Here is a 13,317-nt window from a genome sequence, read left to right on the forward strand (position 1 = left end):
CGCGGTGGGATCTCGTTGTTTTTTAGGAAACCGCTTCCTTTCCCCCATCTGCAGTCACAGCAGGGTTTTGCCTTCAGGAACTCCATGATCGGAGGATGAGGGGTTTGCCTCCCGATCCTGGAATCCGCCAGCGCTCAATCTTGGGATAACCTTTTGATTCTGAGCACGTAACCGCCGGAGCGGTCTGATCGACAGGCCAGGGCAAGACTCGATTCACACCTCCCTGTGTTCCCGTGTTCGTGAGGAAGGCGGGAATACGGTGCTACCTGGACGGCATTAAGGAAAGCGACCGGAGGTTCTCCTGCTATTGCGCATTCGGATGCGGTTTTGGTCGTGAGCAATCATCCGAATGATTCAAATACAACGCTGGCGACATATTCGAGGCTGACATGGAAACGAGAAAAAAAGTGAATAGAAGAAATTATTTGTTCATTTTCGCAATTTTGTTGGCAATCCTCCTTTTCGCCTCACCTACTTGGTCAAGATGTCCCGGTGTAGGTGAAGTTAGCTCGGTCGTCATTATCGATGGAGACGATGCTTGTTTAGATGGGGTCTCTGCAAATAACGCTTTGGAAGCATATATATATGGTTCGATCATTACTTCAGAAGGTCAGGCCGTCGTAAATAATAGTCACGATGACAATACAAAAGTTCGAGTTTATGCAACTGGCCAACTTACGACATCTTGGGAAAAGACTGTAGAGATATTTGCTACAGTTGAAACACATAATAGTGCTGAAATTGTTAATCTTGGAGCTATCTCCAGCGATCATAATGCCGGTATCCGTGTGCGCGGTGGTCAAGCACTTGTCACAAACAATGGATACATATTTGGAGGACAATATGGAATTATGGCAGATGACAAAACTGCCAATCATAGTATTCGAAATGAAGTATCTTCCACCACCACAGTAAAAAACACGATAAAAGGAGGTGTTGCAGGCATCCTGATTTCGAACGGCGATGTCATAAATGGTAAGGATGCTAAGATTATCGGTGGTGAGTCCGGAATCGAGGTTCAAGGTGGCGGGTCAAAGGTCAAGATCACAAATGATGGAGGTGACATCACTGGTGGTAAGAACGGGATCAAGGTCAATGAAGGAAGGGGAGATGTCACGATCGAAAATACGGGAGGCAATATCACTGGTAATGATTACGGAATCAAGGTTGAAGGAAGTGGGGGAGGCGTCACGGTCGACAATACGGGGAAGATTGAAGGTGAAAATGCGGACGGCATCCGTCTTGAAGGGACCGGATCCACCGTCAACAACAAGGAGGGGGGAACGATCAAGGGAGGAGTCGTCGGTATATCGGTAGTGGAGACGGCTACAATTACCAATGAGAATGGTGCGACGATTCAAGGGACAAAGACGGGTGTTCGATACGAGCAATACAATACGTTCACAAACGATGGCAAGGTAGAAGGTACGGAGGAGGGGGGCATAGCTTTTGGAAAAGGTGGCGAACTCATCAACAATGAAACCGGTGAAGTGACCGGTAACGCGTATGCAGTATATACAGGAACCTATAATGACGATCCGACAAAGCAAACAGATAAACTCATTGTAACCAATTATGGCACCCTTTCAGCAACCGGTCCGAATGGAATTGGACTGGTGATCGGCAACGCCGAGTCAGACATCACCAACAAATCGCGAGGAAAAATAAAGGGCACAAAGTACGGCGTTTATGTCCTGGAGAACGGTAAACTGAAGAACGAAGCAGGTGCGACGATTATCGGCGGCACAGCAGGTGTAAGATTTGAGAACCAAGCAGAGTTTACAAACAGTGGCAGTATAGGCGAGATGGACCAAAAGACAGGCAAGGCTTCCGGCAAAGACGGTGTCGTTTTCGCGAACGGTGCGACATTATTTGCGAATGAATCCACCGGTTTTGTGGTCGGCAATGAGAACGGGGTAAAATCCATCGGCGACGCAACGGTGATAAATAAAGGAACCATCACAGGTGGGGAGTATGGGGTGAGGGCCGTTGCCCGTGATGATGGCAGCGGCGGAAAACTGAGCTTAACGAATGAAGGGACCGTCAGCGGCGGTACAACGGGAGTTGAGGCCAACGGTGGTGATATTACGAACACAGGGAAAATTATTGGCGGGACTAATGGTATTAATATCTTCAGTGCAAGCACCGGGAACATGGAGATTACCAATTATGGGACAATTACCGGCGAGACGGGGTACGGGATTAATGCCAATCATAATGGATCCGCTACAATCACAAATTCGGGGACAATCGAGGGAGCGATTCGAGGCATCGACATAAATAAAGGCAAAGTCATAAACAAAGCAGGTGCCAAGATCACGGGCGGCGAGAACGGCATTCGTGTTTATAAGAACGCTGTCATTGAGAACTACGGGACCATCAGCGGTGGGACGCAGAACGGCATCTATCTTGACGAAAACGGGACCGTCAACAATCGGGCGGGGGGATTGATTTGGGGAGATACATATAACGGCATATGGGCGAGGGGTACGAGCACGATCACCAATGCCGCAGGCGCAACGATCCACGGGCAAACCACAGGGGTCCTGTACTCGCAAAACAACACGTTCACAAATGACGGCAAAATTGAGGGCGTCACTGGTAACGGTGTTGAATTCCAGGACGGCGGCGAATTCACCAACAACGCCACCGGTGAAGTAACCGGTGGAAAGTATGGGGTGGCGACGACCGGCGGCACGATCACAAACGACGGGATTATTAGCGGTGGTCGAAGCGGTATTTATACAGGCGGGGAAAGCACCGCGAACCTGGAAATCGTCAATCGGGGGACAATCAGAGGTGATGCATTATACGGGATTGAGGCCCGGCATAAAGGGGCAGCCAATATTACAAATTGGAATAATATATACGGCAAGTATCGGGGTATCGAAATAAATAACGGTACGGTTACGAACAAGGCTGGTGCCAATATTACGGGCGGCGAGAACGGCATTCGTGTTTATAAGAACGCTGTCATTGAGAACTACGGTGCCATCAGCGGTGGGACGCAGAACGGCATCTATCTTGACGAAAACGGGACCGTCAACAATCGGGCGGGGGGATTGATAGAAGGAAAAACATATAACGGCATCTGGGCAAGGGGTACGAGCACGATCACCAATGCTGCAGGCGCAACGATCCGCGGGCAAATAACGGGGATTTTGTACTCGCGATACAATACGTTCACAAATGACGGAAAGGTGGAGGGCGTCACTGGAAACGGCATCGAATTCCAGAACGGCGGTGAATTCACCAACAACGCCACCGGTGAAGTAACCGGTGGAACGTATGGGGTGGCGACAACCGGCGGCACGATCACGAACTACGGGAACATTGAGGGCGGCGATGCCGGGGTCGCGATGGGCGGCGGCACACTGTTAAACAACAACCTGATTTCCAGCAAGGGCACAGGCGTTCTGGCCGGGGCAGCTACCGTCGATAACAACGGAACCATTACCGGTGATGAGACCGGTGTTTCGATCAGCGGTGGCACACTTACGAATGACAATATAATTTTTGGAGGGATCACGGGTGTTTTAAGCAGCGGTGGTAACGATACAAACAACAGCATGATTTCCGGTGGTGAAACGGGTGTTGTGGTTATCGGGGCGGCTACTTTCAATAATTACGGAACAATTGGAGAAATCGTCCAGGACGGGGAAGTCAAACAGACAGCTTTGACTGGTGTTGAGATATATAATGCCAATGCGATCGTAACCAATAAAGGCTGGGTGACGACAGAAGGGAAAGTAAAAGGCGGTACGGTAAAAGGAACAAAATACGGCGTCCATCTCAAAAATAACAGCACGTTGACCAACGAGAAGGGAGCAACTGTCAGTGGCGGCGTGAATGGGATTGAGGTTGAATACGGTAACGTTGAAAACTACGGAGATATCCAGGGTGGTACTGGTTCAGCCATTCATGTAGCCAGCGGCGGCTATGGCAAGCTTTATAATTATGCCGGAGGCAAGGTTACAGGTGAAACGTCCGGTACAGCCGTCCAAGTGGACAAGGACGCATATGCCTACGTTGAGAACCAGGAGGGCGCAGAAATAAAGGCGGAAGGCAAGGCGATTGACCTCCTGGACGGGGGAAAGGGCGACATCAAGAACAGCGGAGAGATCGAGGGGACCGGGACGGAGGGAACCGGGATTCATGTGGGCAAGGCTATGGATGTGGACGGCAAACTGGTACTTTCGGCCGTTGTGACGAATGAGGCCACGGGGAAGATCAGCGGCGGCAAGGACGGTATGCTGATAGACGGCCTGAGTGTAATTTACAACTATGGGGAGATGAGGGGTGGTACTGGTTCAGCCATTCATGTGGCCAGCGGCGGTCATGGCGAGCTTGTCAATTATGCCGGCGGCAAGGTTACGGGGGGTACGTCCGGTGCAGCCGTCCAGGTGGACAAGGACGCGTATGCCTATATTGAGAATCATGAAAAGGGAGAGATCGAGGGAGAGACGGCGATCGGCATCAAGGATGGGGGATCGGGCGACGTCGTGAATGTCGGTACGATCGAGGGGACCGGGACAGAGGGAACCGGGATCCATGTAGGGAAGACTACAGATGCGAACGGTGAACTGGTTCTTTCTACGACTGTAAGGAATGGGACCACAGGGACGATCAGCGGCGGCAGGGACGGTGTGCTGATAGACGGCCTGGGTTTAATTTTAAACTACGGGGAGATGAAGGGTGGTACGGGTTCAGCCATTCATGTGGCCAGCGGTGGTCATGGCGAGCTTGTCAATTACGCCGGCGGCAAGGTTACGGGGGGGACATCCGGTTCAGCCGTCCAGGTGGACAAGGACGGGTATGCCTACATTCTGAACCAGGAGAACGCAGAGATAAAAGGGAACGAGTCTGTCATCGATGTTAAGGGGGCGAGCGACATTGAAAACAGCGGCACGATTCAGCAGGAGAGTAAGTCCGGTACCGATGCTCAGAGTTTCTTATCGGAAAGCAGCATCATTAAAGCCGATGGGACCGTCAGGGCCGCCATCGGCGGCAACAATGCAGGTACAGTCACCATCCTCAACAAGACATTGGGCACCATCAAGGGGGAGAGCGGAATCTTCCTGACCGGTACCGGCAACGACACACTCGACAATTACGGTACGATCATCGGCACCGGCGGCACGGCCGTCAATATGGGGGGCGGCGATGACACGGTCATCCTGCGTTCGGGATCCCGGGTCACGGGTAACATGGACGGCGGAACCGGAACCGATTCCATCCTTTTCGAGGGATCCGGGGAAGTTATGAGCGGCACGGCCCTCAATTTTGAAAGCATCACGAAGACAGGCTCCGGGACGTGGACCGTCAACGGCGACCTCCACAGCGGAAAGACCATATCCGTCTATGGCGGCAGCACAAGCATCCTGAAGGTCAATGGTGATTATATACAGGATGCGAATTCGACCTATATCGTGGAGTTCTTGGATGGGTATGCGGGAAAGATCCACGCCACGACGGCGCACCTCAATGGCGGCCTGGTCGTGGCCCTTGGGTACATCCGGGAAGGTGTCCACACGATCCTTGAGACGGAAAAAGGTGTGACGGGCACGTTTGACGGGCTCGGTGAACCGGGGGTGGAGCATAAGCTTGGCCGCTATATTTCGTATGTGCTTCTCTATGACGACAAGAAAGCGGCCATTTCCTACTTCTGGCGGTCCAGGCACTTCGCGGAAGACGCCCTGACCCGAAACGAGAAGGCCGTCGCCTATTATCTGGACGGCATTTACAACAACCTTTCCGGGGATCTGGCCAACAACGTCTTCCGGGAGCTGATCAAGATGGACGATCCCATGCTCTTCCGCTCGGCCCTCAACCAGATGGGAGGGGCGAGCCATACGGCCTTTGTCACCGTCGACAAGGACCGCCAGAGCCATTACTACCGGAGCCTCCTCCGGCGCGAGGCGGACCTTCCGTTCAAGACGACGGCGGACGAAAAACTCCAAAGCTTCCTGGGACAGACTGCTGCCATGGATGTCGACCAGATTTCTAATGCCCTCGCTGCCGTCGCCGCTCCCCTGGCTCACATCGCCGGCGGGATGGGGCTTCCCTGGAGCGTCTGGGGCAAGAGTTATGCAACGAAAGGCGAACGCCGGGGAGACGACATTGCATCGCGGTATGATTACTGGATGGGGGGAGCCCTGTTCGGGATGGATTATCGGCCGCTGCCGGAGCTTCGGCTTGGCGTCTCCATCGGGTACTCGAAGACGGACATGACGATGAAGGACCTTCAGGACAGCGGCCAGGAGGACAGCTTCCAGAGTTCGCTGTACGCGTCTTATTCCCAGGACAACTGGTATGTCGATGTCGCACTCACCCAGGCCCGCAACAACTACACCATGAGCCGCTCCATTGACTTCGGCGAGATCTCACGGACAGCCGAGAGCAGTTACGACGGGTACGAGTTTTCAGGATACGCCGAGGCGGGCTACAGGCTGCAGGCGCGAGGTTTCCAAATCATGCCGGTTGTGTCCTGTCAGGCCCTCCGCCATCACCGGAACGGCTTCCGGGAGAGCGGTGCGGATTCCTTGAATCTGATCTCGGAAGGCGAGGATACCGACTCGCTGCAGACTTCCCTGGGTATGAAGATCAGCAGAACGTTCAATGCCGGCGAGAGACTTACATTAACGCCGGAATTCTCCGCCCGTTGGATCTATGAATTCGGCGATCCGGAGGCGCTCCTGAATGCCCGTTTTGCCGGTGCGCCAGCCGGCTCGTTCGCAGTGTACTCCGATAACGCCCGCCGGAGCAGCGCCGCCGCCACGTTGGGGGTCACCGGCGACATGGGAAAAAGCCTCGGCTTCTTCCTCCATTACGACGTCGAGCTGAGGGAACGCCAGGCCAGCCACGCCGCGAGCGGAGGTCTGCGATACAGCTGGTAGTTTATGAGAAAGTATTCCTGCTGCAATTTTTCCCATTGAGAAAGGTAGATCATGAAGAGAAGCATCGGTCCCTGCGACATGTTTTTTCCCGTCCCCGCGGCCCTGATCGTCAGCGGAGAGGGAGAACAGGCGAACATCGCCACCGTATCCTGGATCGGTATTGTCAGCTCCGATCCTCCCACGATCGGGATATCCCTCAGAAAGGACCGCTATACCCTGCAATTGATACGAAAGGGGCACGAGTTCAGCGTCAACATCCCTTCGGAGGACCTGTCGATCCAGGTCGATTACTGCGGAATCATCTCCGGGCGCGATGCCAACAAGTTTGAGGCGACCGGCTTTAAAACGGATGCCTCACTTTATATCAGGCCGCCCCTGATTCGGGATTGTCCCTATAACCTGGAGTGCATCGTGGTGGGCGAACAGGAGATCGGGGATTTCGTTCTGGTCATGGGAAAGATCGTCGCCAACCATATCGACGAGAACCTGCTGTCGTCGGAAGGAAAAGTGGAGATGAGCGCCGTCAGGCCGCTGGTCTACTGTGCCGGACCCAGGGAATACTGGAACCTGGGCTGCAAACTGGACGATGCATATACGGTCGGACTGTTCATGGACGCAATTGAATGAACCCATTATTGGAAACGGAGGCACCCTGTCGTGACGACATTCCCGGATCCCATTCGAAGGCTTCCTGAAGCGGATATACCGCCGGGGAAAGAAATTGAACTGACACGGGGATTCAGGGGGACCTTAAAAGAGCAATGTACAAAGGGGGGAATGCAGTGAAGACAATCGGTTTGATCGGGGGGATGAGCTGGGAATCGACCATTCCGTACTATCGGATCATCAACGAAACCGTCAGGGAGCGGCTGGGAGGACTGCACTCCGCCAAGGTCTTTCTCTACAGTGTCGACTTTCATGAAATCGAGCGGCTGCAGCACGAAGGGAACTGGGACGGAGCCGGCGAAGTGCTGGCCGGAGCAGCATGCTCCCTTCAGAACGCCGGCGCCGACTTTATCGCCCTCTGTACGAACACCATGCATAAGGTGGCCGAGCGAATACAGGACGCCACAGATGTTCCCTTTCTCCACATCGCCGATCCCACGGCCGAAGAGGTCAAGCGCAGCGGATTCTGCACCGTGGGCCTGCTGGGCACCCGATTCACGATGGAACAGGATTTCTACAAGGGGCGTCTCCTGGACCGGCACGGCATCGAGGTCATCATTCCACATGAAGAGGACCGCGAACTCGTGCACAGGGTCATCTTCGAGGAGCTGTGCCTGGGACAGGTCCTGGAGGGCTCGCATCTGGAGTTCCGGCGCATTATCGGCGATCTCGCCGATCGGGGAGCCCAAGGAGTCATTCTCGGCTGCACCGAGATCCAGATGCTGGTCAGCCAGCGAGACTCGGATGTCCGCATCTTCGATACCACCGCCATCCATGCGCGAGGGGCGGCGGAGTGGGCGCTGGCAGGCTGTTGAACATGCCTGTTCACTGAATATTTTGCGCCCTTTGATACGGAAGCCGTCGCGTCTCATGATCCGGATTCCGAACAATCCGGCCGCCGGTCGCGTTTTTCTACAGTCCGGAACGGTTCCTCTTAGGCAACCCACAGTTCTTCTTCCATATCTGGCTGCAAGAATGTATAGTCCGCATCACACTTCATACCTCCGATCCGGAGCCCCCAGTCCATGAATGAATTTTTCCGATTCGAGGAACGCGGCACGAACCTGCGGACCGAGCTTTCCGCAGGGGTCACGACGTTTCTGACGATGGCCTACATCATCTTCGTGAATCCCGGCATTCTCTCCGCCGCCGGGGTTCCCTTCGCCGGCGCTGCGACCGCCACGGCACTCGGAGCGGCCTTGATGTGCATCTGCATGGGTCTGGTGACGAACCGCCCGCTGGCCCTTGCCTCGGGGATGGGTCTGAACGCCGTCATCGCCTTCAGCGTCATCGGCTTCCAGCAGGCCAATGTCCCGTGGCAGGTCGGGATGTCGGTGATTTTTCTGGAGGGCGTCCTGATTCTGATCCTGGTCCTTTCGGGGCTCCGGGAAGCGGTGATGAACGCCATCCCGCTGGATCTCAAGCGGGCCATCGGCGTGGGTATCGGCCTCTTCATCACCATCATCGGGCTGAACGGGGGCGGGATCATCCGCCCGGCGCCGGTCACGCTCGTTGCCCTGGGTGATCTTTCACAGAAGTATGTGTGGGTTTCCTTCATCGGCCTTTTTGCCGTCCTGATTTTCAGGACGATCGGGATCCGGAGCTATATCCTCTTCGGAATCCTGGCAGCGACACTGGCTGCGCTGTTCCTGGGTGTAGCGAACCCCCCATCCGGAATCGTGGGGCCGCTCGATTTCCAGACGTTTTTCGGGCCTTTTCAGACAATCGACGGCACGTATGCCGTTCTCCGGGTGTTTACTCCCGCACTCCTGACCACGGTTTTTGCCGTCATGCTGACGGACTTTTTCGACACCATGGGAACGGTCGTTGCGGTGGGAGAGCAGGCGGGATTCGTGGACAGGGAAGGCCGGATTCCCGGAATCCGGGGCATCCTGACCGTGGATTCCGTGGCGGCGGTCACGGGAGGGCTTTTCGGGTCCAGTTCCATCACGACGTATGTCGAGTCGGCGGCCGGTGTCGCCGAGGGAGGCAGGACCGGCCTGACGGCGGTTGTGGTCGGCGTTCTTTTCGCGTTTGCGGCCTTCTTTCCGCCGATCATTCAGATGGTCGGCGGCGGCTTTGCGATTCCCAGCGCCCAGCAGTACGGACTGCTGGTCGGCACCGGCGCCACCGTTCCGGCGGGCGACTATCACCTTTATCCGATCACCGCGGGCGCCCTGATCGTCGTCGGGTTCCTCATGATGGGGATTGTCCGGGAGATCCAGTGGAGCAGCTTTGAAGAGGCCTTCCCGGCCTTTCTCATCATGGTCGGGATCCCGCTGACATACAATATCAGCTACGGAATCGGATTCGGGTTCATCAGCTATACGCTCCTCAAGATCGTGCGGGGCCGGTATCGCGATGTCCCGCCCCTTCTTTACGTCATCAGCGCCGCATTTTTGATCGCCTTTGCATTGCCGTTCGTTTGATCGGCCTGAAACATCATTTCATTCGAGGAGGTATGGCATGAAACTGCTTAGAATGGTTGTCCTTTTCGTGTCCTGTTTGCTGATCGTCATACCGACCGGCGCCGGTGCCGCAGCAGCGGGAAAGATTGTCGTCGCCCAGGGTGTGGACGTGTTGAGCCTCGATCCCCAGAAGGCGGGGACGTCCGTCGATCTGAACTACTGCTCCGCCGTATTCGACGGCCTTCTGCGGAGAACGGGGAAGGACGGGATTGTGCCCAATCTGGCGGAGAGTTATCGGAACGTCGATCCGACGACCTGGGAATTCAAGATCCGCAAGGGCGTCTTCTTCCACAACGGAGATCCGCTGACCGCTGCCGACGTCGCCTTCAGCTTCAGCCGGACGAAGAAGGAGAGCAACCCCTTTAAAATGTTCTTTACGGGCCTGAAGGATGTGATCGTCGTGGATCCCTATACGGTTCGCATCGTTACGGCGAATCCCGATCCGATCCTGCCGAAACGGATGGCCTGTGTCGCGTATGTCGTCCCCGAAAAATACATTCGTGAAAAGGGGGAGGAGTATTTTGCACACCATCCCGTCGGAACGGGCCGCTACAAATTCGTGAAGCACGTCGTCGGACAATTCGTCGAGATGGAGGCGAACGACCGCTACTGGGGACCGAAACCGGCAACGGTCAAGACGCTCGTGTTCAAAACCGTTCCCGATCCGGCCAAGCGCGTGGAGGATCTGAAAAGGGGACGGGTGCAGGTCGCGGTCGGCATTCCGCCCCGCGCCGTTCCCGATCTGCAGAAGAATGCCGGACTGAATGTGATCTCCGGTCCGAGCGGCAGGGTGGTGTTTATCGGTTTCAACCTGCTGAAGCCGGACGGCAGCCCGATTTCGGACAAACGGGTCCGCCAGGCCATCAGCCATGCCATCGACCGGGAGTGGCTCATCAAAAGAACGCTCCATGGAAGCGGCGTACCCCTGGCCACACCCCTGGTCCCCTCCGTCGATGGGTATGATCCCTCGATCCCGCCGATCCCCTATGATCCGGCAAAGGCCCGCAAACTCCTGGCGGAGGCGGGTTATCCGAACGGATTTGAAATCACGCTGGCTACGCCTTCCGGACGCTACATCCACGACCAGCAGGTTGCCGAAGCGATTGTCGGGATGCTGGACAGGGTCGGCATCAGCGTGAGCGTAAAGCTGTATGATTGGGCCGCCTATCAGCAGGCTCTGGCGAGCCGCAAGCTGGAACCCATGTATCTGCTGGGATGGGGCAACCCGTTTTATGACGCCGACGGCGTGCTGATTCCACTCCTTTCAACCGGTACCCGCGTTTCCCATTATTCCAACCCGGAACTGGACAGGCTGCTGCAGGCGGCGCGCTTCGAGATGGATCCGCAAAAGAGGCAGGCCCTTTACCGCGAGAGCCTTCTTAGGATTCAAGACGACGTCCCGGGGATCTATCTCTACGAAGAGGTCGCGCGTTACGGCCTCAGCAGGAACGTGGGCAATTTCCCCGCACCGGAGGGAAGCGAGCGGAAGGACCTCGACATGCTGGAGTTGAAGGGCAGGTAAAGATCGGGTCCAGTCCCCGGCTCCGTCCGTGCTCGTTTCTCTCTACCCCGTCACCCGATGGCGGCCTGTCCTCTCCGTCCTGGGGGCGCTCCTGGCTTTTCCAAAGATCCCGGCCAAGGGCGCCCTCATACGGAACCTCCGGCTCTCCGTGGAGAGCAGGTCAGCTTCCCGTTTTCGCATCCGGAAACAGGGCGTCCCGCGGGAAACCGAAAATCACGCTCTGGATAAGCCTCGTCGCCGCCGCCGTCTGCTCCGCCGTGAAGTAGGCGCCGCGGATCCTGTGAACCCTGCTGCGGTATTCTCTTGCATGTTCTTCTGACCAGAAGAAGACGCTTTCCCGTCAGAATGAGTCGATGATGCTTTCCTCCTCCAGGTTGATCAGATCCACGACCGGCGAAAACGCGATCGGATTGCAGCCCTCCTCTTTCACCCGCCAGCGGAGATCGCTGTCGATCGAGATCTCCATGGGCCGGCAGCAGTGGGCGCATTCCGTTTGAATCGTGACCGACAGAGCCGTCCTGCGTAATTGCCCTTGCACGAAGGGCGTCGCGAATGCGTCCATCGCTCAGGCGGCGTAAATCGTTTCTCCGGTGTCGAAGATCACACGGTGCGGCGTCTTCTCGACGGTGACCGGGTAGGCCCATACGACCTCGCCTGCCTGGTTGCGGAAGAGGAAGGTCATGTGCTTTTCCAGGTCGTCCAGGATCGCATTCACCGTCCCGAGGGGCATAGACAGGGAGTCCGCGATGTGCCCGGGGGGCATGGGCCTTCCGAGGCGGGGGAGTTCCCGGACGACGAAATGGTGAACCGCGTTGTGCTCCCGGGTCATGAAACCGCGATGGGCCCCGTATTTTCTCGCAGCCTCGGGGAGCTTCTTCCTCCACAGAAAGGGGGGGACATCGATGACAAACCTCCACAATCCCATCATGACCCTGTTTTTACCCATATATTTGAACCTCCGGTTCTGTTGGTGATCCGTTGCCTGACGATGAGAGGCGGCATGCCTATGCGTCATTCCCTCGACCATTCCCGGATCCTGTCGATCTCGTCGCCCGTGATTCCCAGTCCCTCGAGAAATTCCTGATGGGACAGGGGGGCCATATTCTCGAAGGCCTTGTGCCACTTCACCAGCCCCTCGTCATCGAGGCCGGCGGCCCGGAGCATGGCGGCCCAGCTTTCCCCGTCGAGAACGGGATAGCGATCCCGGAGCGTATCGTCGTCGAGCATGCGGATGATGACGTGCTGCTGTTCCCGAAGCTGGCTGATCTCCCTGCCCAGCTCCAGCAGTCTTTTCTCGAGGACGTCGCGCAGGCTGTCCCGGGGAGACAGCAGGATCCGGGCGATCGCGGAGAGAGACAGCCCCAGCTGGCGATACATGCAGATCGTTTCCAGCCGCCGGGCGTCCTCCTCCGTGTATCGCCGGTAGTTGGCCCGGCTCCTGCCGGAGGGCGCAAGCAGTCCGATCGAGTCGTAGTAGAGAAGCGTGCTCCGGGACAGCCCGAAGCGCCGGGCCAACTGCCCGATGGTCATGGTCTTTCCTGTCATGGATGGTTATTCCCCTTTCGGGACATGGTCCTGTCTTCTGCATGAATCGTGATCGGGAGTGTAAACTGTGAAGCAATAGACGGGTCAAGCGTTTGTGAAGAAATATTTTTCCTCCCGTATCCGTCCGGCAGACGGAAAAAGAAAAGGCAGAACCTGCCGGCCCTGCCTCTCTGCGTCTGAATGAAACCGTTCTTCAGGATCGGTCCCGGCTCGCCTGCGT

The 13,317-nt window shown here is 56.2% G+C and carries 8 protein-coding genes; 5 read left to right on the forward strand and 3 right to left on the reverse strand.

Annotated features, from left to right (window positions below; translation table 11 throughout):
* Positions 1-389: 389 nt before the first annotated feature.
* The 5 genes from HPY65_03395 (at position 390) to HPY65_03415 (ending at position 11,552) form a co-directional block, all read left to right on the forward strand.
* Complete coding sequence (locus tag HPY65_03395) at positions 390-6,896, forward strand: autotransporter domain-containing protein (protein NPU83510.1); 6,507 nt, start codon at positions 390-392, stop codon at positions 6,894-6,896.
* Between the two features lie 51 nt (positions 6,897-6,947).
* Positions 6,948-7,523 (forward strand): flavin reductase family protein, encoded by a 576-nt coding sequence (locus HPY65_03400; GenBank protein ID NPU83511.1) that lies wholly within the window; start codon positions 6,948-6,950, stop codon positions 7,521-7,523.
* A gap of 155 nt (positions 7,524-7,678) precedes the next feature.
* Positions 7,679-8,377, forward strand: a complete 699-nt coding sequence (locus tag HPY65_03405; protein NPU83512.1) for an aspartate/glutamate racemase family protein — start codon at positions 7,679-7,681, stop codon at positions 8,375-8,377.
* Between the two features lie 210 nt (positions 8,378-8,587).
* Positions 8,588-9,991 (forward strand): NCS2 family permease, encoded by a 1,404-nt coding sequence (locus HPY65_03410; protein NPU83513.1) that lies wholly within the window; start codon positions 8,588-8,590, stop codon positions 9,989-9,991.
* Positions 9,992-10,028: 37 nt separating this feature from the next.
* On the forward strand, positions 10,029-11,552 hold the full coding sequence (locus HPY65_03415) for an ABC transporter substrate-binding protein (protein ID NPU83514.1): 1,524 nt from the start codon (positions 10,029-10,031) through the stop codon (positions 11,550-11,552).
* A 340-nt stretch (positions 11,553-11,892) separates the two neighbouring features.
* Here the strand turns inward: HPY65_03415 and HPY65_03420 are convergent, their stop codons facing one another.
* From HPY65_03420 to HPY65_03430, 3 genes are all read right to left on the reverse strand, one after another.
* Complete coding sequence (locus tag HPY65_03420; GenBank protein NPU83515.1) at positions 11,893-12,114, reverse strand: hypothetical protein; 222 nt, start codon at positions 12,112-12,114, stop codon at positions 11,893-11,895.
* A gap of 3 nt (positions 12,115-12,117) precedes the next feature.
* A complete protein-coding gene (locus HPY65_03425; protein NPU83516.1) occupies positions 12,118-12,498 on the reverse strand; it encodes a hypothetical protein in 381 nt (126 codons plus the stop codon).
* A gap of 65 nt (positions 12,499-12,563) precedes the next feature.
* Positions 12,564-13,097 (reverse strand): MerR family transcriptional regulator, encoded by a 534-nt coding sequence (locus HPY65_03430; GenBank protein NPU83517.1) that lies wholly within the window; start codon positions 13,095-13,097, stop codon positions 12,564-12,566.
* Positions 13,098-13,317 lie beyond the last annotated feature (220 nt).

The organism is Syntrophaceae bacterium, assembly GCA_013177825.1.
Lineage (GTDB): Bacteria > Desulfobacterota > Syntrophia > Syntrophales > PHBD01 > PHBD01.

Coding starts and splice junctions, on each gene's coding strand:
- HPY65_03395 (NPU83510.1), top strand. CDS start 390: ATGGAAACGAGAAAAAAAGTGAATAGAAGAAATTATTTGTTCATTTTC.
- HPY65_03400 (NPU83511.1), top strand. CDS start 6,948: ATGAAGAGAAGCATCGGTCCCTGCGACATGTTTTTTCCCGTCCCCGCG.
- HPY65_03410 (NPU83513.1), top strand. CDS start 8,588: ATGAATGAATTTTTCCGATTCGAGGAACGCGGCACGAACCTGCGGACC.
- HPY65_03415 (NPU83514.1), top strand. CDS start 10,029: ATGAAACTGCTTAGAATGGTTGTCCTTTTCGTGTCCTGTTTGCTGATC.
- HPY65_03420 (NPU83515.1), bottom strand. CDS start 12,114: ATGGACGCATTCGCGACGCCCTTCGTGCAAGGGCAATTACGCAGGACG.
- HPY65_03425 (NPU83516.1), bottom strand. CDS start 12,498: ATGGGTAAAAACAGGGTCATGATGGGATTGTGGAGGTTTGTCATCGAT.
- HPY65_03430 (NPU83517.1), bottom strand. CDS start 13,097: ATGACAGGAAAGACCATGACCATCGGGCAGTTGGCCCGGCGCTTCGGG.